The organism is Exiguobacterium sp. s16 (assembly GCF_018618115.1).
Lineage (GTDB): Bacteria > Bacillota > Bacilli > Exiguobacteriales > Exiguobacteriaceae > Exiguobacterium > Exiguobacterium mexicanum_A.
Genome location: NZ_JACSLM010000004.1, coordinates 11,626 through 30,753 on the forward strand (window position 1 = coordinate 11,626; position 19,128 = coordinate 30,753).

23 protein-coding genes and 1 pseudogene are annotated in these 19,128 nt (G+C 52.1%); 6 read left to right on the forward strand and 18 right to left on the reverse strand.

What is annotated here, in order from left to right; genetic code table 11:
• Positions 1 to 215 precede the first annotated feature (215 nt).
• Positions 216 to 1,558: pseudogene (locus KNP86_RS08935) on the forward strand (IS1182 family transposase); the annotation flags it as partial.
• 360 nt (positions 1,559 to 1,918) lie between these two features.
• Positions 1,919 to 2,422: a DUF1572 family protein gene (locus tag KNP86_RS08940; protein ID WP_214753867.1), complete on the forward strand. Its 504-nt coding sequence runs from the start codon at positions 1,919 to 1,921 to the stop codon at positions 2,420 to 2,422.
• Positions 2,423 to 2,528: 106 nt separating this feature from the next.
• On the opposite strand, the gene KNP86_RS08945 is transcribed toward KNP86_RS08940, so the two are convergent.
• From KNP86_RS08945 to KNP86_RS08955, 3 genes are all read right to left on the reverse strand, one after another.
• Positions 2,529 to 3,065, reverse strand: a complete 537-nt coding sequence (locus tag KNP86_RS08945; RefSeq protein ID WP_214753869.1) for a DUF402 domain-containing protein — start codon at positions 3,063 to 3,065, stop codon at positions 2,529 to 2,531.
• Positions 3,066 to 3,187: 122 nt separating this feature from the next.
• Positions 3,188 to 3,817 (reverse strand): DUF4352 domain-containing protein, encoded by a 630-nt coding sequence (locus KNP86_RS08950; RefSeq protein ID WP_214753871.1) that lies wholly within the window; start codon positions 3,815 to 3,817, stop codon positions 3,188 to 3,190.
• A gap of 148 nt (positions 3,818 to 3,965) precedes the next feature.
• Positions 3,966 to 4,151, reverse strand: coding sequence for a hypothetical protein (locus KNP86_RS08955; RefSeq protein WP_214753873.1), 186 nt, complete (start codon positions 4,149 to 4,151; stop codon positions 3,966 to 3,968).
• A gap of 191 nt (positions 4,152 to 4,342) precedes the next feature.
• Here KNP86_RS08955 and KNP86_RS08960 point away from each other — a divergent pair, with 191 nt between their 5' ends.
• Positions 4,343 to 4,618 (forward strand): DUF3021 family protein, encoded by a 276-nt coding sequence (locus KNP86_RS08960; protein WP_214753875.1) that lies wholly within the window; start codon positions 4,343 to 4,345, stop codon positions 4,616 to 4,618.
• Positions 4,619 to 4,755: 137 nt separating this feature from the next.
• Here the strand turns inward: KNP86_RS08960 and KNP86_RS08965 are convergent, their stop codons facing one another.
• Genes KNP86_RS08965 through KNP86_RS08980 form a run of 4 tightly spaced genes read right to left on the reverse strand, consistent with a single transcriptional unit; the run spans position 4,756 to position 7,537 of the window.
• On the reverse strand, positions 4,756 to 5,109 hold the full coding sequence (locus KNP86_RS08965; protein ID WP_029595022.1) for a flagellar protein FliT: 354 nt from the start codon (positions 5,107 to 5,109) through the stop codon (positions 4,756 to 4,758).
• A complete protein-coding gene (gene fliS / locus KNP86_RS08970) occupies positions 5,106 to 5,480 on the reverse strand; it encodes a flagellar export chaperone FliS (protein WP_214753877.1) in 375 nt (124 codons plus the stop codon). Before fliS ends, KNP86_RS08965 begins: the two co-directional genes overlap by 4 nt.
• Before the next feature lie 14 nt (positions 5,481 to 5,494).
• The gene (gene fliD, locus KNP86_RS08975) at positions 5,495 to 7,168 is read right to left on the reverse strand and encodes a flagellar filament capping protein FliD (RefSeq protein ID WP_214753878.1); all 1,674 of its coding nucleotides are present in this window, start codon (positions 7,166 to 7,168) and stop codon (positions 5,495 to 5,497) included.
• 12 nt (positions 7,169 to 7,180) lie between these two features.
• The gene (locus KNP86_RS08980; RefSeq protein ID WP_214753879.1) at positions 7,181 to 7,537 is read right to left on the reverse strand and encodes a flagellar protein FlaG; all 357 of its coding nucleotides are present in this window, start codon (positions 7,535 to 7,537) and stop codon (positions 7,181 to 7,183) included.
• A 423-nt stretch (positions 7,538 to 7,960) separates the two neighbouring features.
• On the opposite strand from KNP86_RS08980, the gene KNP86_RS08985 reads away from it, so the two are divergent.
• Positions 7,961 to 8,797 carry an endonuclease gene (locus KNP86_RS08985; RefSeq protein WP_214753882.1) on the forward strand — a complete coding sequence of 279 codons (837 nt, stop codon included), beginning with the start codon at positions 7,961 to 7,963 and terminating at the stop codon, positions 8,795 to 8,797.
• Positions 8,798 to 9,236: 439 nt separating this feature from the next.
• Here KNP86_RS08985 and KNP86_RS08990 read toward each other — a convergent pair whose 3' ends face one another.
• From KNP86_RS08990 to KNP86_RS09010, 5 genes are all read right to left on the reverse strand, one after another.
• Positions 9,237 to 10,355, reverse strand: a complete 1,119-nt coding sequence (locus KNP86_RS08990) for a flagellin N-terminal helical domain-containing protein (RefSeq protein WP_214753884.1) — start codon at positions 10,353 to 10,355, stop codon at positions 9,237 to 9,239.
• 233 nt (positions 10,356 to 10,588) lie between these two features.
• Entirely contained in the window at positions 10,589 to 11,881 is a 1,293-nt protein-coding gene (locus KNP86_RS08995; protein ID WP_214753886.1) for a methyl-accepting chemotaxis protein, read from the reverse strand.
• 123 nt (positions 11,882 to 12,004) lie between these two features.
• Positions 12,005 to 12,328, reverse strand: a complete 324-nt coding sequence (locus KNP86_RS09000) for a hypothetical protein (RefSeq protein ID WP_214753888.1) — start codon at positions 12,326 to 12,328, stop codon at positions 12,005 to 12,007.
• 10 nt (positions 12,329 to 12,338) lie between these two features.
• The gene (locus tag KNP86_RS09005) at positions 12,339 to 13,166 is read right to left on the reverse strand and encodes a GNAT family N-acetyltransferase (protein ID WP_214753889.1); all 828 of its coding nucleotides are present in this window, start codon (positions 13,164 to 13,166) and stop codon (positions 12,339 to 12,341) included.
• 58 nt (positions 13,167 to 13,224) lie between these two features.
• Positions 13,225 to 13,710 carry a hypothetical protein gene (locus tag KNP86_RS09010; protein ID WP_214753891.1) on the reverse strand — a complete coding sequence of 162 codons (486 nt, stop codon included), beginning with the start codon at positions 13,708 to 13,710 and terminating at the stop codon, positions 13,225 to 13,227.
• A gap of 156 nt (positions 13,711 to 13,866) precedes the next feature.
• Between KNP86_RS09010 and KNP86_RS09015 the strand changes: the two genes are divergently transcribed.
• Positions 13,867 to 14,364, forward strand: coding sequence for a hypothetical protein (locus KNP86_RS09015; RefSeq protein ID WP_034778604.1), 498 nt, complete (start codon positions 13,867 to 13,869; stop codon positions 14,362 to 14,364).
• Positions 14,365 to 14,395: 31 nt separating this feature from the next.
• Here the strand turns inward: KNP86_RS09015 and KNP86_RS09020 are convergent, their stop codons facing one another.
• A complete protein-coding gene (locus KNP86_RS09020; RefSeq protein WP_214753894.1) occupies positions 14,396 to 14,692 on the reverse strand; it encodes a putative quinol monooxygenase in 297 nt (98 codons plus the stop codon).
• Positions 14,693 to 14,694: 2 nt separating this feature from the next.
• Positions 14,695 to 15,648 carry a DMT family transporter gene (locus tag KNP86_RS09025; protein WP_214753901.1) on the reverse strand — a complete coding sequence of 318 codons (954 nt, stop codon included), beginning with the start codon at positions 15,646 to 15,648 and terminating at the stop codon, positions 14,695 to 14,697.
• A gap of 118 nt (positions 15,649 to 15,766) precedes the next feature.
• Between KNP86_RS09025 and KNP86_RS09030 the strand changes: the two genes are divergently transcribed.
• On the forward strand, positions 15,767 to 16,681 hold the full coding sequence (locus KNP86_RS09030) for a YitT family protein (protein ID WP_214707187.1): 915 nt from the start codon (positions 15,767 to 15,769) through the stop codon (positions 16,679 to 16,681).
• A gap of 32 nt (positions 16,682 to 16,713) precedes the next feature.
• Here the strand turns inward: KNP86_RS09030 and KNP86_RS09035 are convergent, their stop codons facing one another.
• The 4 genes from KNP86_RS09035 to KNP86_RS09050 form a co-directional block, all read right to left on the reverse strand.
• Complete coding sequence (locus KNP86_RS09035; protein WP_214753903.1) at positions 16,714 to 17,769, reverse strand: GGDEF domain-containing protein; 1,056 nt, start codon at positions 17,767 to 17,769, stop codon at positions 16,714 to 16,716.
• A 102-nt stretch (positions 17,770 to 17,871) separates the two neighbouring features.
• Positions 17,872 to 18,099, reverse strand: coding sequence for a carbon storage regulator CsrA (gene csrA, locus KNP86_RS09040; protein ID WP_021066562.1), 228 nt, complete (start codon positions 18,097 to 18,099; stop codon positions 17,872 to 17,874).
• Complete coding sequence (fliW, locus tag KNP86_RS09045; protein ID WP_138859041.1) at positions 18,099 to 18,536, reverse strand: flagellar assembly protein FliW; 438 nt, start codon at positions 18,534 to 18,536, stop codon at positions 18,099 to 18,101. The genes csrA and fliW overlap by 1 nt, the downstream gene beginning before the upstream one ends.
• A gap of 15 nt (positions 18,537 to 18,551) precedes the next feature.
• Positions 18,552 to 19,127, reverse strand: a complete 576-nt coding sequence (locus KNP86_RS09050; RefSeq protein ID WP_034778621.1) for a DUF6470 family protein — start codon at positions 19,125 to 19,127, stop codon at positions 18,552 to 18,554.
• Position 19,128: the final 1 nt, after the last annotated feature.

The following is a 19,128-nucleotide window of genomic DNA, read 5'->3' on the forward strand; positions in this document are numbered from 1 at the left end:
TAGCGTCGCTGCTGGGTCTCCGTTGGATTGCTCTCCTGCGGGAGTCGGGGCGCCATCGGACGAGCAACGCAAACGGTCGCCATCTGGCGGCCGTTTGTCTTTTTCTGAGGCCTCGATGGCCGAAGAAAAAGCCCTGATATGTTCTTCGAACCGATGAAAACGGGAAACGGTATGTATGGACCGTCACCGCCTCCGAACAGGAAGGGGAATCAATCATGTACCGAGCCCACATCGCCAAACGCCATGAACCGATCCACACCGCGGCCTCGTTGGACCAGTTGGTCCCGAAAGACCATCTCGTCCGCAAGATCGACCGCCATGTCGACTTCTCCATCGTCCATCGTCTGTGCGCACCACTCTATTCGAACACCGGGCAGCCCGGCATCGATCCGGAGATCCTCATCAAAATCATCCTCCTCGGCCCTTTGTTCAACATCCGATCCGTCCGCCAAACCATCAAAGAAATCGAGACAAACCTGGCGTACCGATGGTTCCTCGGGCTCGGAATGGACGAGAAAGTCCCTGACCATTCGACGATCAGCCAAGCCTACCGGCGACGGTTCGCCGGGACGGACGTCTTTCAACAAATTTTTGACGACATCATCCATCAGGCGGAGGCGCATAACCTCGTCTCGGGACGGATCCTCCTCACGGATTCGACACATATCCGGGCGAACGCCAGCAAGAAGAAGTTCGACAAGACCGAGGTCGACGCGGTCGTCACCGCGGTCGAGGATGAACTGTTGGCGCGCGTGAACGAGGATCGGTCCGCGCACGGAAAAAAGCGCTAGAGCCCGCCGAGCCCGGCGAACCTAAAAAGAAGGTGAGCAAGGTGAGCCGTACCGATCCCGAGGCGGGCTACATGTATCGGACCCGGAAGCCGGAAGGCTTCTTTTGGCTCGTCCACCGAACGGTCGACGCAAAGTATAACTTCATCGTCGATGCCTACGTCACGCCGGGGAACGTGCATGACAGCAGCGTCTATCTAGAGCGTCTGGACTACATTCTTCAGCATTTCGCCTTCCCGCTCGAGGCGGTGGCGCTCGACGCGGGCTATTTCTCAACGGAGATCGCCAAGTCGCTCGTCAATCGTGGCATCTATAGCGTCATCTCGCGACGCCGCTTCGGCGGCAAGAAAGGGAAGTTCCGAAAGTCCAAATTCACCTACCTCCCAGATGAGGACGCCTATCGCTGCCCGGCCCGCCAAATCCTCCGTTACAGCACGACGACCCGCCAAGGATACCGCCAATACGTGTCCGACCCGAAAGTCTGTCAAGACTGCCCGCTCCTCGAAAAATGCATGGAGAACGAGACGAACCGTCGGATCATAACGCGCCATTTGGACGAGCCGTTCCTCGAAGCGGTGAACAGGAATCGATTGACCGCATCCGGTCAATACCTATACCGTCTCCGGCCACAGACGGTGGAGCGCTCGTTCGCCGACGCGAAGGAGCTTCATGGGCTCCGCTTCACGTTCTACCGGGGCCGTGAGGCGGTCCAGCGCGCCAACCTGGTGGCAGCCACCGCACAAAACATGAAGAAGCTGGCCAACCTGTTGGCCTGGAGAGACCGTATACATACCAGTTTTTCAATCTTGTGCCGGGCAGAGCGCCTCAAGCTCATCGAACCTAAAAAAAGACGAACCAATTCGCTTTTTGCGAATTGGTTCGTCAACAGCCTGAGGGAGAGCCACGGCTCTCCCTTTTCGCATACAAAAAACCGCGCTCATCTACTCACGGACAAACGCGGTCGGTTCTCTTCACGGGTGAACCCCCAAACCGAAAGGAGATATACGCGACATGACTCACGTCAAAGCCTAAACAGGGCACCCAAGAACCGATCGCGCGGTTTATTCTCAACTATTTTTATCACGTTCAGATTGGGGTATGCTTAGTAGGAATCCAAAGGAGGTCATTCCATGTTTGAAACCCGCTATATCGAAACGGTACGCTCGATTTTCCAAGAACAGAAACAACTTGCCGAGAACGCGTTGAAGCAAGTGAACGATGAGGACATGCACCGCGTGCTCGCGAAGGACACGCTCTCGCTCACGGTCATCGTGCAACACATCTCGAACAACATGAAGTCACGCTGGACCGACTTTTTGACGACGGACGGCGAAAAGCCGGACCGGAACCGTGACGCCGAGTTCGAGGACCAACAACAGTCTCGCGCTGAACTGATGGCGACATGGGATGAGCGTTGGCAGCTGTTGGACGATGTCTTGGCGAGCCTCACGCCGAAAGACCTCGGCAAGACCGTCTTCATCCGCGGCGAGGAGAAGACCGTCATCTGGGCGATCGAGAAGCAAGTGTCGCACTATAGCTATCACGTCGGACAGATCGTCTTTCTCGCGAAAGTTTTCGCCGGTGAGAACTGGAACGTGCTGACAATCCCGTTGCCGCATCAACGGAATGACTGACGTCTCGTAAGCAATACTTAGAGCACAAACTCGCCCGCTCCTGGCAGACGTTGTCGACGCTTGGAGCGGGTTTTCTAACGGTTAAACAACAGGACTGCTTTCCTGGTCAAGTAGATGGAGACCAGGACGATTGTTCCTTGGCGAGTGTCAGAAGCCGTCGTTCAAGTGACCCGTCGAACGGAAACGCACCCGAATCGATTCGCCGTTTCACGTCTGCGATCGTGTTCCAAACATGTGCCACGACATCGTCCGGATAGCCGAACCGGACCCGATTGACGGCAAACTCATCTTCATCGACAAGCCGCCATTCGCCTCCTCTGTCAGCCACGAGGTCGAGGTCTAAATCAATGAACGTGATGACGTCTTCGTTTAGTCGAGGAACGAGCCCGATGTTGCAGTAATGACGAATCGACCCGTCCTTCTCTAAATCGAGTTGGACCGTGAATCCGTCTCGGCGCATGAAACATTCGAGCGAATGTGATTCATACGTATAACAAGCTTGGCGGGTATGGTGTTGCAACGTCCGCCCTGGTCCAGCGTATAGCAGGATGCGTTCGTCATCCTCGTCGATGAGTCGGCTTGTCCATTCGTAATGCAGGCTTCCATCATACTTTTCCACTTGAACGGTGCGTGTTTCACTCATCCCAATTTCCCCTTTTGCGATATCGATTACTTTCATCATGTCTGAAGCTGAAGAGAGAGACAACTCATTTATGGATGATCCATACAAGAACGGCCGCACCAGTTCCCTGGAGCGGCCATTGCTTATTTCTCGACGTTGATTGTATATTCGTAACGGGATTCCCCGATCGACTGATAGTTCTCGTCAGATGGGCCGTCGATGACGACTTTCACGTCTGCCAGTTCGTCCGGCATCGCCTTGACGAAGAAGAGGACGTTCCCTTCCTTCTTCACTTTGCCCAGGAACTCCCCACCGACGTCATCCGAGAACCATAAGTCGGCTGATACTTGTTCCCCCGTGTTCGTCACGAGCGTCGCTTGATTCGGGTGGAAACTAATCGTGGCGTCAATCGTGTTTTCGACGATGACATTCATCGCAACGACCGTCACTTCTTCTTGTCCGTCGAATGAATCGCGATACATCTCGTTCACAGTGAGCCGTGACGTCTGGACCTTATCGATGGCGAAGTTGACGGAGCCGATCGTCTCTTTGATGTCGAGCGCCTTGTTCTTCATGTAGATGTGGTTCGAGCCGAGTTCACTCTCCTGTACTTCTGCTTCTTCTGTTTTGTCTGCCGCCGGTTCTTCCGTCGTTTCGGCCTCGACGACTTCCTCCATGTCGGTCGCCGTCGTCTTCAGTTCATCCGCTTCCCCGCAGCCGACAAGTAGCGTCAATGGTAAGGCTAGCAACAATCCGTATCGTTTCATGTTCATCTTCATTCTCTCCCTTTTCGTATGAGTGGTGGTTGATAAGATGAGCATACTGGATTGTCTAGCCTGACCGGTGTAAGAAAACGTATAGGGTCGTCACCCTAAACAAATAAAAGCCAAGGTCATAGAAACGACCTTGACTTCGACTGATTTATCCTCGTGATTTGAGCTCTTCTTCTTCATACGGATCGGGACCGTCTTCGAGCGGCGCATCGTCTTCGACATACGCCTCAATTTTCGGGTCGCGTTCCACATACTCATCGTACGCCCCTTCTGGACCGTAGACGAAGTAACGACGGTCTTTCGCTGACTCAGGTTTCACTTTTTTCTCATTCATCTCGTTTCCCTCCCCTTTCCAGAAAAGAAGCAACGGTTACAGTGGTATTTACCCGGTTTTCTACCGGTTTAAATGGTATTGAGTCGATTGTAAATGAAATCAGACGTCTTTGCATCCCTATCAAATGGAATGAAACTTTATCGGAGTTGGGTCGTAAATGATGATAACGAATAAATGAGGGGACGATATGGATGAGTTTATTGAAAACAGGATTCGTTCGTGGCGTGAAGTGGTTCGCGCTATTCGGATTGCTGGTGACGTATCAGTGGTGGAACGAAAATGTGGAAGGTGTACATAATATGTTCGTCTATGGCGGGATGGCGTTCTTCCTCGGTCTGACGAGCGTCATCTATGAAGTGAGACGGTGGTCATTCCCGAAACAGATTCTGATTCATTGGGCCACGATGCATGTGACAATTCTACCGCTCGTCATATTCAGTGGCTTTCTGCCGGTGACGTCGCTTTAAGATGCCTTGATGGTTTATTTGAAGTTTAATATGAGCGGGCTGGTGTTGTTCACGCTATCAAGAATGCTTTTGAAAGTGCGACAACAAATCAAAATCTCATAAATAAAAACAGCTCGAAGGCGCGCCTTCGAGCTGTTTCATGTCTGTTGATCGAATAATCCCGAGAAGTTCGAATCGACGTCTTCGTACGGATCGACATACGACTTGACCGTCTTTCGTTCTTGCCGTGCCGTCCCGAGCGTCATCCCGAGTCGTTGATGTTCGGCTTCGATTAAGCGGGCAATCTGTTGGCTGTCATCGACGAGCTGACGAATCACCGTCTGGTCGGCGTCCTTTAAGTCCGGTCCGTGCGCCGCAAGCAACTGCTCGCGGTCGTCGAGCAACTCATGGATTTGATCCATCCACGTGTCATAAGTCGGCTCTTCCGGTACTTTCGCCAATAGGTCTTTTAATCGCTGTGTTTTGAAGATGATCTCATCGATGGGTCTCATGCTTGCTTCGCGAGTTTCATCGCTTCCTTCCACGTGTCGCGGAGTTCCGTTGTGAAATCGAGTACTTCGTCGAGGATGGTCGTGTCGTTTTTGACGTTCGCATCGACGAGACGGCGCCACATGTATTCGTACAGCGAGTCCAAGTTCGCTGAGATGGCAACGTCCTTATTCAACGTCAAGCGCATTTCTTGAAAGATGGCTTGCGTCTTTTGGATGTTCGTGTTCTTCAAATCTGGATTTCCTTGCTCAATGGCGAGTTTGGCGAGGCGCATGAACTTGAGCGCACCATCGTAAAGCATGAGCGTCAGTTCCTGTGGGTTCGCGGTCGTGACCGCGTTGTTTTGATATGCTGCATATGGGTTGGCTACCATTTAATTTCCTCCTCTTACATGCCTCCGCCTAAGAACTGTTGCAGTGAGGCGGCTTGCGAGTTCGCCTGGTTCATTGCCGTCTCCATCGCTGCGAAGCGACGGTAGTAGGCGTTTTCTTTATCAACAAGTAGTGCATTTAATCGCTGGATACGGGTATCGATAGCTGTCATTTCTTTCCCCATCGAGTGTGAATGTGAACCCGATCCATCAGCACCGGCAATACGCGTAATCGTCTCACGTGAGTCGGTTGAAGCATCACGAATCTTTGGAAGAAGGCCAGTGTCAGCATCCGTGAACAGTTTGTACACTTGTTCTGGGTCTTTCTCGATGGCGGCTTTCAACTTTTCTTCATCGATTTCGATTTTACCGCCGTTCGTGAAGTCGGACCCGGTAGAGAGACCGATTTGGAACAAGCGATCCATATCTTTGTCGACGGTCACTACCGTCGTACTCGACCATTTGCCACGCAAGGTGTCCATCGCGCCACGCAAGATGTTGTCACCGCGCAGCATTCCGCTCATCGCCTTCTCTTCCCATTTCTTGATTTCGTCTTCAGACAATTCATCACGTTGCGCTTTCGTCAGTGGTTCGAATGAACGGAACTTATCTTCACGAACCTTCTTGTTCATCAGGTCAATGGTTTCATTATATTTGTCAACGAATCCTTTGATGTTGTCAAATATTTTTTGTGTATCGGTGGCAGCTGAGAGCGTGACAGGACCTGTTAAAAATTCAGATTTTAACGTGAGGGTCATATTATCAATTGTGACAGTATTTGAACTTTGCTCCATGTCAATGCCGTTTACAATGAATTTTGCATTTTTCCCCTCTACAGGAAGATCCGTTTCTAAAAGGCCAAACACTTGTTTCGTAGTCGCATCAAACTCAATAATTTCATTTTTACCAGTCTGTTTTTGCGTAATTGACATTTTGCCTGAAACTGGTTCGAAGAAAGCAGAGATGCCTGTATCTTTCCCATTCAAGGCAGTGACTAAGTTCTCCATCGTGGCGTCTGTTGCAACTTTAACAGTTTTAAAGTTGCCCCCCACCGTCGTTCGAACTTGGACTTCGTATCCTGATTTATACGTTGCAGTCGTACCTGCTGCAATGTCAGACCCATCGTTCATTGTCACTTTTCCGGTCGTCTCATTGTACGTATATAAGTCTGAAGTAATCGTAGCCCCACCAGATGTTTTTAAGACGATACTTTCTGTCGTATTCGGTTCCGGCGTAATTGTCCATTCCTTAGCAACCGTCTCTAATTTTATTTCTTGTGTCGTAGCTCGGAAATTCATGTCGGCGACTTTCGTCGCTTTCGTTACGTTATTTCCATTTTTATCTTTAGGTATAACGACTTGCGTGGCGGCTGTTGCGAGATCTGATACAGATTCAATCTTAATTGCTGTATTCCCACTAGATGGTCCTGCCACGACCGAAACACGTGATTCATCAGATGAACTTGACGTCTTCGCATAGAAGTTACGACTGAACATAAGATCGACTGCACTATTACGAAGCGTCATAAGGGAGCGGTTAATCTCACGGTAAGCGTCACGCTTCCATTCGGTCATTTGCTTTTTTTGCTCTAATTTATCAACGGGTGCTCGTTCAACTTGCATTAATTGTTTAATGATTGTATCGGTATCAATTCCACTGGCGAGTCCGCCAAATCGGATTGGTGATGTCATAGTTAGCCTCCTTTAAACACGTTCATCGAATAGTTGATTGAACTCCATGAACGCGGCGAAAAAGTCGAGTGACTTCTTGCTTGGGATTTCGCGAATGACTTCGTTGTTCGTATCCACGATTTGAATATAGAAGTCGTTCAGTTTCTCATGTTTCATGAACTTCAAACCGGTACGTTGTCGCTCGAGTACCAGATTCGCCTTCTCGACGGCTGCCTCTAATTTTGTCACGTGTTGAGGCGTCGGGAGAATAACGATGCCTTCGTCAGCGAGGGCATTTTGATTCGCTTCGACGAACACGTTTTTCGTTTGTTCATACGGCAAGACGGAAGAAGGTAGGTGAAGCCGGACTTCAGAAATGGTCGGGTTCATATGCGTCTACTCCTCTACTCATTGTTCTCATGGATTATATCGGTCGAAAGCAGTTCAGTTTGTAGTGCTTTGGCGAAATGATTGATGTTTCTTTACTTCTAAATAGTTGACCTAGGCTTATAGATTTTGAAATTGTTCCTGCAACTGTACTCTTTTTTCGGCTTCACAAGTCGTTACTTCAATCGCGATGGATTACATATTATCATCAAAAACTCTTCTAATTTGTCCAATCGCTTTTCTTCAGTGTAGACAGCTTTGAGCCCCTTTAACAAATCGTTGACCGTTCAAGCACCTTTTTTCTTCCTATATATCGACTTGTCAATCAAAAACTTTAGATAAGCTAACAAATTATTGAATCAGGTCATTAAGATAAATCGGGGATTACTTCTATAAGAAGATTACTATGTAAAGGAGAGAATTGAGATGGACTGGGAAGGATTATCCGACGAACAAGTAGCGATTCTAGTTGCTAGTATTTTGGGGGATGGAGAAATCACGAAGTGCTATCCGTATGATCGACGGGTGAACAACAGTTACCGGGAGCATTTCGGGATGGGACAGTTAAGTTACCGCCAATGGAAACAACAAAAGCTATCTAATTTATTGTACTTACGGGGAAACAATCTCGTGTCGCGCTCAATTCCTCTGATGACGAAAATCTTCCCACTTTTTTATCCGAACAACAAAAAACACATTCCATTCGAGTTGCTTAAAGATATCCATCATCCTTCATTTCTGCTCACACTCTACTTAGACGATGGATCCCTTCTCCTCAGTAAGCGTTTCAATCATGATAAGAAGGAAATTCAATTCACTCCTCATATCGCTTTCTACTTACAAGCCTTTTCAAGACACCAGTTGGAACAGTTAGCCACCTGGATGAAAGCGCGCTACGACATTAACGTTCGAACATCAGGCACGCCGAGCGGCACCGGCTACTATTTGAAAACGACAAAAGTGACTGACACGTTCGACATTTTAAATTTATTCGAGCCTTACATTGCCGAACTACCTGACTTCATATATAAACTGTCATGGGGAACACGTCTACAGACCGAAGTAGAGACGTATAAACAAACACATCCGGACTACAAGATTCGTGTCTCCATCCCCGCTAGACCGTATAGTGACGAAGACATCGCTTTACTCATCAATTGGAAACAACAAGGAGTCACGGACAAAGAGATTGCCCGACGATTAAATCGAACATACTGGTCGGTCGTTTATAAATGGCAAGACGTGAAAAACCGTGAAGCATAAGCTCCACGGTTTTTAATATAATGTTCAGATAGTCAATTGCTATATTAACGGAGCAATTGAAGTACAGCTTGCGGCTGTTGGTTTGCTTGCAGATACCCATATCTTTCAATATGGTCTAGACTATATCTTCACCCTTTTACAATTTTTATATAATATCAAATATTATTGTAAAGTAGGGGCTGGGCACTTCCCTCGCCGTTGCCGAGGTACGGATCTCATAACCATGGACGTGAAGTCGGTAGGTCGTTCATCCTAGTCGTTGAACCTTCATCACAGTTTCCTGACAGATGCTTGGCTGCTGATTGTCCAATCCCTTCCTTTTTTCATAACGCTCACGCTCACCGTTTCCAGTCACGTTGTCGTAAGGAGGGCTCTAAGGAGTCCCAGCAATTCACCCAGTGGTACTCTTATCCGTTACCAGATAAGACGCCCGTAAATCTTACCGAAGAAGTTGAAGGACCGCTTCTGGCTGAGATTTCGATTGAGCTAACATTGCTTGCGCAGCTTGGTTAAGAATGTTGTTCTTCGTGAAATTCATCATTTCTTTCGCCATGTCAACGTCACGAATGCGCGATTCAGCCGCTGTTAGGTTTTCAGCAGATGTTTTAAGGTTGTTGATTGTGTGCTCGAGGCGGTTTTGGCTCGCACCAAGTTTAGAGCGTTGTTCCGAAACTGTCTTGATTGCATCTTCAACAGAAGTAACGGCATTTTGTGCGTTAGTTGTATTACTTACATCCAATGAGTCTACTCCAAGAGCAGTAGCTCGCATATCATCTACACCAATAGTCATGTTCTGACCAGCGTTAGCACCAATCATTAAATTAATCGATCCACCACCTGCAACCTCAAATGTATTCGTTGCAGCAATATCAGCTGTTAATCCTTCATTGATTTCTAATGAAATTCCTAACTCAGTGAAGTTAATTTCTTTAGACTCCATTGACCCAGCAGCAGGAACATCTCCTGATACATTGATAGTCGAAGATTTACCAAGAGTCGTACTTGAAACAGTAAGGTCACCTGTAGCTGCATCGAATGCTACTGTATAGTCAGTTGCTGCTTCAGCACCAGAAGAACTAATTTTTGAAATACCTGCACCTGGTCCGATACCAGCACCAACAGCAGTAATACTTGAAGCTAAATCACCATTTAAGAGTTTTTGTTTGTTGAACTCTGTGTTATTTCCAATTCTTGTGATTTCAGTTGACAATGCATTGATTTCCTCTTGAATTGCATCGCGGTCTGCGACAACGTTAGTATCGTTTGCACCTTGAACCGCAAGTTCACGCATGCGTTGAAGGATTGAATGTGTCTCATTCAATGCACCTTCAGCCGTTTGAATCATAGAAATACCGTCTTGTGAGTTACGTGTCGCTTGGTCTAAACCGCGAATTTGTCCGCGCATTTTTTCAGAGATTGCAAGACCAGCAGCATCGTCCCCCGCACGGTTGATGCGAAGACCTGAAGATAATTTCTCCATCGCTTTACCAGTATTCGAAGTGTTGAACGACATATTACGATGTGCGTTCATTGCGTTTAAGTTGTTATTGATAATCATTGTAATTTCCCTCCATAGGTTTAAGTTTTTTCCGCTCTTCCAAATCCATTTGTCCGAGCATACAAGGTTTAGGCCGGCCCCTCACCTTGTATTAGTTGGAACGTTTTATCGTTTCCATACTCTATATCGGAGCCATCTCGCATCTGTTTAGTCTTTTTCAAAAATAATTACACATTTTGACTACTTCTTTTTAAATCGCATAGAAAAACGACCCATCGCTGGGTCGCTCCTCCTTACACCTCTACCTTCACTTGCTCCGTCTCGTTCTGCAAACTCTCCGCGACCCGGACAAGCTCCGTCATCGCACCATTCACTTCACCGAGACTCGCCGCTTGTTGGCTCGCCGCTGACGTGACTTCTGTCGCATAGCGTGACGCCTCTTCGACCATGCCGACGATGCCGGCCGAGTTCGTGACGACCGAGTCAATCTGTCCGCGCGACTCATCCAAGAGCGCATCGACCGAATGGACGTAGCTGTACACTTCGTTCGCCGAGTTGTGAATCGACGCGAACGCACCGCCCGCCTTCTCGACGAGACCGACGCCCGTCTCCACTTCCGCTTTCACGTTCGCCATCGATGACGACGTGTCGCCGACGAGACGTTTGACGTCGACAATCAAATCCGTGATCTCTTGCGTCGAGTTCGCCGTCTGTTCGGCAAGCTTCTTGACCTCGGCCGCGACGACCGCGAAGCCACGTCCATGTTCGCCAGCCCGAGCCGCTTCAATTGACGCGTTCAAGGCGAGCAAGTTCGTCTGCGCCGAGATGTCGCTGATGACGTCCGTGATGCGCGAGATTTCGCCTGTCATCTCTGTCAACTTGCTGTTGAGCGTCGACGACTGCTCAACTTTGCCGGCAATCGCATGCATCGCATCGACCGACGACGAGGCAAGGCCTTTGCCGCTCTCGGCCTCTTGTTGCATCTCACTCGCTGATTCAAGCGCCGAGCCCATTTCTTGACGAATGTTCTCCATCGTCCGAGCGACGGCACCGAGTAGGTCCATCGAGCTGTACGTCGCGTTGACGTTGTCTTCAAGCATCTTGTTCAAGGCGTCCATCGCTTGGCGGATATTCTCGCCGGCGATATTCCCTTCTTGGACCGCTGCCGCGATCTCTTGCGCCGAACCGGTGAGCTGGTCCGCCGTGTAGCGCATGTTCGTCCCTTGTTCCCGAAGATGTCCGACCATATTGTCCATCGACAGAAGCAGACGCCCCATCTCCGAACGGTCTGTCGTCGTTTCGCTCGCAAACACGACCGTCAAATCGCCATTGCCGACCTCGACTGCCTTATCTGACGCCGATTCGATCGCCTTGAGCGGGCGACGGGCGATCAAGTAGATGACAGCTCCACCTAAACCTGAAATGAGCAACGCCACGGCCGTCCCGACGAGCATGACCTGACCTTTCGCCATCTCAAGCTCCGTGAGCAATAAGAGCGTGATCCAGCCGACCGCTCCGCCCGTGATAAAGGATGTGACCAAAATCCAAGCGAGCAGTTGGGTCGTAAAGTTTTTGAATAGCTTCACTATGAGTTCCTCCTCTGTGTAATTCATCACCTACTATATCGTCCGATTGCCAGCTTTTGTATAGCGTTTTCAGTTGAAGTTTTGGTCAATGAAAAAACGCCCCCGTCTCCGAGAGCGTTCATTTCAAAATCGGTCTTCTTCTTTTGTCATGTGTACCTGTTCGCGCGGTGTCAAAAGCGCATCGATTGCGAGCGCGAGCGCGGCCGCCCAGTGCAACATCATGCCGAGGAACGGGATGAACCCGAGCACCGACGCCGTGATGCCGACGATCGGTCCAACCGAAATCCGCTTCAGCCGCGTGATCGACAAGACGAGCACCACGATGTGGAACACGAGCATGAACCCGAGCGGTGTGTAGCCCATGCTGATGATGAACAGCCCACCGAGCGCCGGGATGCCGAGGAGCGCCTCAAAGGCGGCACCCATCCATTTTAAATTTCGAACCATTTGTCTCACCTCACAGTTCTAACAAATAAAACTCATAGCCGCCGTTTTCAGCGAACCCAGCCCGCTTGTAAATCTCGAGCGCGGCCTTGTTTTCCGTCTCGACGTCGAGCTCGAGTTTCGTCCGTCCCATGCGGAACAGTTGCTGGACCATCTGTTTCAACATCTTCGTGCCGTATCCCTTCCCTTGCTCGTTCGCCTTGACGCCGAACGCGTGAATGCTGCCGGCATCGTCGCCTGACAGGAGCGCACGGATGATTCCGACCGGACGACCGTCGACTTCACCGATGTACGTCACACGGTCCGGTGTGTCGATCTGTTGATAGATGTTCTCTGTCACGTCGACCGGGTCACCGAACGCTTCAGAGAGCGTCTCGATGATGAGCGAACGGTCCGCTTCGGTCGCCTCGCGGAGCGACACCTCGTCCGGCTTCAAGAACAGCTCGGCTTTTTTCAGTACCAAGTTGTACTCCGAAAACTGATACGCCGCGCCAAGACGATCAATGACCGCCTTGCCGTCTTTCGACTTCCGGTCGATGACGAACGTGAACGCCTCACAACCGTTCTGTTTCGCATCCTGTTTCGCCGTTTCAAAGAGTGCCGTGAAGACACCTTGCTTCCGGTAGTCCGGATGCACGAGCGCATTCACTTCATACTCGTTCGGGAGATATGGGAAAAGCACCATATACCCGACGAGCGTATCATTGTCATAGACGGCGTAGTCGTTCTGACCGACCGCCACATGTCCGAGTTTCACGTCAATCTTGTCAAATGCATTGACCGCTGCCTCGAGCGCCGCCACCTGTTCTGCTTGTCTCACTTCTTCTACTGTCCAATTCATGTGATCACCTCACGTCATATTGTAGCATAACCGAAAAAGCCCGCCGTAGCGGGCAGGCTCATAACGTACGGAACTCGAGCTCCGGAAGCGTCTCAAGCAGCTCCGCGATCTCATCCGTGTGCGCCTCGGCACCCGGGACGGCCTCGGTCGGTTCGACCCAGAAGAACGTCTTGTCGCTCGCTCCGAGGTAGTTGCCGTAGCCGACTTCCTCCGCGAACGCCGCTTCCGATAGTTCACGGTCAATCAAGTCCAAATGGAACAACAACTGGTCGTCGCCGTCCTCGACGTTATAGTAGAGATCGAACGTGCCGTAGCTATTCTTGTCGCCGACATCGACGACGTCCTGCGCCTTCTCGATATAGACGTCCCCACGCTCAATCGCCTCGACGATTTTCGACGGGAGAATGATCTCATAACCGAGCTCACGGTCACGGATCGTCTGCGTCGTATCGTCAGTCCGTCCCCGGGACGAGACGACACCTACCGTTGCGACGAGGGCACCCGTCACGCCGAGCGCGACGGCCCATTTCATTGTTTTGTTCATGTGGATTCACTCCTCTTTAGTCTTGCCATGAGACGATTATCGCACAAAATGTCCTTAAATCATTAAATATTCTGAAAAAATGTTTAGCGATGCGTTGACGCACGTTCCGCAATCCCATACGATAAAAGTATCGCATTATAGAAAAGAGGAACCGACATGTCAAACGAACAACAATTGTCACGCGCACAGCTCGACGCGCTCTTGAAAAACGTCTTCGCCCTTCAAATCCCGGTCATCGAGAAGTTCATGACCGACCTATTTAAAAAGTACGTCTCGACGGCGTCCACGTTCAAGCAGGACATGGACACGATGAAAGCGACGGAGTGGCATAAGCAGTTCTTCGGCCAAAAAGTGATGCCGCACTTGTTCATCGAGAACCTCGGCTTCGGCGCCTCGTTCCGTCACCAGGAACAAGACAAAGTCGTCAAAATCCCGGACAACATGACGGTCGTGAAACCGGACTCGGACGACCAAATCGAAGAGATCCTTCAAAACCTCGACAAGACGCTCGCGTCGATGGACGGGATCAAAAACAAAGGACTCGTCAAAAAGTTTTATAAAGAGACACTCGAACTCATCTGCCAGCTCGGTAGCCGTACCGGGATGATGGACGAGTTTTATGAGAAAGTCAAAGGCAGTTTGACGAAAGCTTGACCCGCCATCCACGTCCTCGGACGTGGATTTTTTAATTTTTGCTTCTCGGCTCGAACACGGCCAAGCGTTCGATGTTGGCCAAAATCGGCTTCGCCCGTCCAATCAACGTCTGCGTCGTCTCAAGCGACAGCGACTGTTGATGCGCCTCGACACTCTCCCATACCTCATAGACGACGACCGACTCGTCGTCGAGCGACGCCGCGACTTGATACACGCAACACGTCGCCTCTCGTTCCATCGCCTCGGCCGCCTCGAGCAAGATGGCGAGAAGCATCTCGTGCTCGCCCGGAACGGCCGTCAATTTGCCGAACAATCCATACGGTTTCATCTTCATCCCTCCTTGTCGTATCGATTCGCCGCCGGCACCGTCTTCTCCTTTACACGAAACTGGCTACGGCTGTGGAAGACGACCCCAATCATGACGAGCGAGATGCCGACGAGCGACAGCCCGGACGGCAGATGTGCCCCGAGGAAAATCAATTCCCCGATAAGCGCGAACAACACCTCGAGCGCCTGCGTCGCCTCGACCGTCGCCAGTCTCCCCATGTCGTGTTTGACGAGGTCGGTCGCCTTGAAGAAGAGTACCGTCGCGACGACGCCCGACAAGAGTGCGACGAGGAGCGTCTGCGTCAGTTGCGAACCCGTGGGCGCACCGGTCGTCAACCCGTAACCGAACAAGAGGAGCCAGACCGGGAGTGAACCGATACACATACCGAGGATGCGCTCGAACACGTCGAGGTCGGTGTGGGCCATCATCTTCCGATTGCCGAGCGGATAGGCGAACGCAGCAATCAGTACCGGAAGCACACCCACCGCCAAGAAACGTGGCTCGAAGTCGGCGAGGAACTCGACTTGCATCAAGACGACGCCGAACAGGATAAGCCCCGAGAAGCGGAGCGCCGTCCACGGAATCCGTTCCCGCGTCCCGTCACCACGACGGAAGAGGGGCGACAACAGCGCCCCGGCGATAATCGTCACTTGCCACGTGCCCGCGATGAGCCAAGGCGGGGCGACCTCGGCGGCGAGACAAATCGGTACGTAAAACAGACCAAAGCCGACCGTTCCCCAGACGAGCCACGGCCACGGCTGTTCGACGAGCGCCTGGCGCACCCGGGTCATCCCGCCCCGGACGTAGACGACGAAAACGAGGAGCGGGATCATGAACAGGAAGCGGAGCGAGGCACTGTACGCCCAGTGACCACCTCCGACTTGCATCGATTCGTTCAACACGAACGTGCTCGCAAAAAACAAGGCGGCGAATACACCTAACAGAAGCGGACGCATATGTACTCTCCTTTCCGAATCCTCATGTGTTCCATAACTTGTGTCAGATTTCCTGCCTCATACACTAAATTCCGTGTGAGGTTTGCTATACTAAAAAGAAAAAAGGGAGTGAACCCCGATGCAGCGTCCACCGATGCCTTCCCCGACCCCGGAGGAAGTGCTCCGTTTGAAACGTGTCCACAATCCGATCAAACCAACCGAACTCCTCGCCAAGGGGCTGCTCCTGTTGCTCGGCGCCTTCATCTTCGCGGTCGGGCTCGAGGCATTCCTCGTCCCGAACCAGATCATCGACGGCGGCATCGTCGGCGTCTCGATCATCACGTCGTATTTGACCGACACGAAGCTCGCCATCTGGCTCGTCTTGTTCAACATCCCGTTCATCTTCTTCGGCTATCGCCAAATCGGGAAGACGTTCGCCGTCGTCACGTTGTTGGCGATCACGCTCATGTCCGGCTTCACGATCTTGCTCCATTCGGTCGAGCCGTTCACTGACGATTTGCTGTTGTCGACCGTGTTCGGCGGCTTCTTGCTCGGCGCCGGGGTCGGGCTCGTCATCCGGGCCGGTGGGTCGCTCGACGGGACCGAGATTTTGGCCGTATCGTTCACGGACCGGTTGCCGTTCTCCGTCGGTGAGATCGTCATGTTCTTCAACATCTTCATCCTCGGAATGGCCGGGTTCATCTTCAGCTGGGACCGGGCCATGTACTCGCTCCTCACGTATTTCATCGCCTTCAAGACGATCGATATCGTGCTCGAAGGAATCGATCAGTCGAAGGCCGCGTGGATCATCACCACCTCACCCGATGACGTCGGTCAAGCCATCATGGACCGACTCGGCCGGGGTGTGACGTATTTGCACGGGGAAGGGGCCTATACGGGCGACGGCAAGAAAGTCGTCTTCACCGTCATCAGCCGACTTGAAGAGACGAAACTGAAAGACATCCTCGACGACTATGACGAGAAGGCGTTCCTCGCTATCGGCAATATCCATGACGTTCGAGGTGGCCAGTTCAAAAAGAAAAATATCCACTAAAAAAATCGGCCTCCCTCGGACCGATTTTTTATTTATCCAATTTTCGCTTGATCGCGCCCGTTCATCTTTGCCTGATAGAGCGCGGCGTCGGCCCGTTCGAATACGACCGTGCCGGGCTCCGCTCCTGCAAGCGTGGCTCCGATCGACACCGTCATCGGGATTGTTGTCCCTTCGAACGAGAACGGTGTGTCCCGGACGACGGTGACGATGTCGTCGGCGATCGACCTCACGTCTCCGACGTCCTCGAGCACCATCAAGAACTCTTCCCCACCGTAGCGGCCGACGAAACCGTCCGGCGGACAGTTCGCCTGTAACGTTTGGGCGATGTGGTGAAGCGCCGCGTCACCGGCCCGGTGCCCATATGTATCGTTCAACTGCTTGAAGCGATCGACGTCGATGACGAACAGCGCCCAAGGGAGACCCGACATCTCGACCTCGTTCAACCGCTCGAGCGTCATGTATCGGTTCGGAAGCCCGGTCAGCTCATCAATCGTCGCCCGCTGCGTATGGAGCCGGAACATGCGCAGATGTGTCTCGATTTGTTTCGCGACCCAGTAGCACATCCAGCCGCCGAGGAACGTGATCGCAAAATACGGCAAGAACACGGTCGTGAACGCGTGCATCGGGACGTTGCCGGCGATGCGGAACAAGACGAGCACCGTCCCGAAGACGAGATAGGCCGAGTATAAGTGGCCCCGCCGCAGCACGAGTCGACTCAACCCGAGCGACAAGACGAGAAACAGGCCGAGCGTACCGAACGAGCTGACGAACTGCTCCGTCATGCCATCGAGGGCGAAGCGACCGAGGAGCGTCAAACCCGTCGTGACAGTGACCCCGATCGGTCCGGCATAGGCCGCTGAAAGCGCGAGCGGGATGATTCGTAAATCGACTCGTGCTTCCCCGACTTGGAACGAGTTGACCGTCAACAGCACGGCCGCGAGCCCCATGGCGAGACCGAACCAGATGCGGACCGCGTAAGGAGAACCCGTCTGGATCGGCAACAATTGGCGCATGAGGTACAACGTCAGCGACAAGACGAGATAGATGATACTGATATTGATAAAAAAGATATTGATGACTTGACCCAAACTACCTCGTCCTTTCCCGCCGTTTCTTTCCCCCTATCCTATCGTACAAAAGTGACGCATGTCACCCTATCCAAATTTTAGGACAGCTAAAAAGCCGGAAGCTCACGCCTCCGACTTGTTTTGCATCATCTGTTTCATCAAGTTGGCGCTGTCCCGAGCCGATTCGTTCTCGGCTTGCATCTGGACGTACACCTCATGGCGATGGATATCAATATGGCGCGGGGCATCGATGCCGAGCTTGACCTGGTCGCCTTCGATGGCGAGCACGGTGAGCGTCACATCGTCCCCGATATGGATCGCCTCGCCTTGTTTTCGTTTCAATACGAGCATCAGCGCACCTCTTCTTTCTGACCGCCGAGCGGGAACCGGGCCGGGTAGACGTCATCCAAGATGACTTGCTTCCCGCGGCGCTCTTTCGTCTCGATGACGATCGGTGCCTTCAAGTTGAGCGTCGAGGCGTCGAACGGCTCACGGAGCGTCACGATGGCATATACCGAGACGTGCTCCGCCTCGTCGATGCCGAGCTGTTCTTTCGCGCCGTCGGTCAATTCGAACGCATAGTCCGGCTTGTGCCAGAACGGGTTCGTCACGACGAAGGCGCAGGCCGGGTCCTCGAGCGACTGGAGCGACCAAAACGGGAGCTCGTCCCCATACGGGATGAGGGTGAACGTTTTCGAGTCCGGGAATCCGGGAATCTCGCTGACGAACGAGATCGTCTCTTCTTCATTTACTTCGATTTTGCCAAAATAGTCTGTCTCAATGAACATGGGTTGTCCTCACTTTCAACGCGTCTCATCATACATGCCACCGACCGGCCACATCTCGAGCGACGCCTGCTGACGGAGCGAGATGTCCGTCGTCCATGGCGTGAACGAGATGTCGGCCGGGGTGAGTGATACATCAATCTGTGCCGGCGTCAGGTTCCACTCGATTTTGACATCCGCCGGCGTATACGTCAACTTCACGCGGTCGAGCGATTTCGGCATGAAGTCCATGTCGACGACCGGGTACGGCGCGCTCGTCTTCTCAGCGGCCATCGCGGCGATCGGGTTGCCGTTCTCGATGCGCATGAGCCGGTCCCCGTCCCGGGCCGTGGTCGATGTCGCTTCCCGCGCCGCCTGTTCCCCGAGCTGACCGAAATGGCGCCCGAGCTCGAGCGCAGCCTTCAAGTTGCTTTCACTGCGCGCGACCGACGAGTCGACCTCGAGCGTACCGCCTGTCGTCTGTTGGGTCATCTCGACCTTGCCTTGTCTCATCGACACATCGGCCCGACCTTGCCTCATCTCGAGGTGGGGCCGGTTCGACGTGATTTGAATCGCGGCCTGCGTCTGCCGCATCTCCAGCCGGGCGATGTTCATC

Coding starts and splice junctions, on each gene's coding strand:
- KNP86_RS08955 (WP_214753873.1), bottom strand. CDS start 4,151: ATGAATGAGAAAAAAGTGAAACCTGAGTCAGCGAAAGACCGTCGTTAC.
- KNP86_RS08980 (WP_214753879.1), bottom strand. CDS start 7,537: ATGAACCCGACCATTTCTGAAGTCCGGCTTCACCTACCTTCTTCCGTC.
- KNP86_RS09005 (WP_214753889.1), bottom strand. CDS start 13,166: ATGAATTGGACAGTAGAAGAAGTGAGACAAGCAGAACAGGTGGCGGCG.
- KNP86_RS09030 (WP_214707187.1), top strand. CDS start 15,767: ATGCAGCGTCCACCGATGCCTTCCCCGACCCCGGAGGAAGTGCTCCGT.
- csrA (WP_021066562.1), bottom strand. CDS start 18,099: ATGCTCGTATTGAAACGAAAACAAGGCGAGGCGATCCATATCGGGGAC.
- KNP86_RS08940 (WP_214753867.1), top strand. CDS start 1,919: ATGTTTGAAACCCGCTATATCGAAACGGTACGCTCGATTTTCCAAGAA.
- KNP86_RS09010 (WP_214753891.1), bottom strand. CDS start 13,710: ATGAACAAAACAATGAAATGGGCCGTCGCGCTCGGCGTGACGGGTGCC.
- KNP86_RS09000 (WP_214753888.1), bottom strand. CDS start 12,328: ATGGTTCGAAATTTAAAATGGATGGGTGCCGCCTTTGAGGCGCTCCTC.
- KNP86_RS08950 (WP_214753871.1), bottom strand. CDS start 3,817: ATGAACATGAAACGATACGGATTGTTGCTAGCCTTACCATTGACGCTA.
- KNP86_RS08990 (WP_214753884.1), bottom strand. CDS start 10,355: ATGATTATCAATAACAACTTAAACGCAATGAACGCACATCGTAATATG.
- KNP86_RS08985 (WP_214753882.1), top strand. CDS start 7,961: ATGGACTGGGAAGGATTATCCGACGAACAAGTAGCGATTCTAGTTGCT.
- KNP86_RS09020 (WP_214753894.1), bottom strand. CDS start 14,692: ATGAAACCGTATGGATTGTTCGGCAAATTGACGGCCGTTCCGGGCGAG.
- KNP86_RS09050 (WP_034778621.1), bottom strand. CDS start 19,127: ATGAACATCGCCCGGCTGGAGATGCGGCAGACGCAGGCCGCGATTCAA.
- fliW (WP_138859041.1), bottom strand. CDS start 18,536: ATGTTCATTGAGACAGACTATTTTGGCAAAATCGAAGTAAATGAAGAA.
- KNP86_RS08965 (WP_029595022.1), bottom strand. CDS start 5,109: ATGAGACCCATCGATGAGATCATCTTCAAAACACAGCGATTAAAAGAC.
- KNP86_RS08960 (WP_214753875.1), top strand. CDS start 4,343: ATGAGTTTATTGAAAACAGGATTCGTTCGTGGCGTGAAGTGGTTCGCG.
- KNP86_RS09025 (WP_214753901.1), bottom strand. CDS start 15,648: ATGCGTCCGCTTCTGTTAGGTGTATTCGCCGCCTTGTTTTTTGCGAGC.
- KNP86_RS08945 (WP_214753869.1), bottom strand. CDS start 3,065: ATGAGTGAAACACGCACCGTTCAAGTGGAAAAGTATGATGGAAGCCTG.
- fliD (WP_214753878.1), bottom strand. CDS start 7,168: ATGACATCACCAATCCGATTTGGCGGACTCGCCAGTGGAATTGATACC.
- fliS (WP_214753877.1), bottom strand. CDS start 5,480: ATGGTAGCCAACCCATATGCAGCATATCAAAACAACGCGGTCACGACC.
- KNP86_RS09015 (WP_034778604.1), top strand. CDS start 13,867: ATGTCAAACGAACAACAATTGTCACGCGCACAGCTCGACGCGCTCTTG.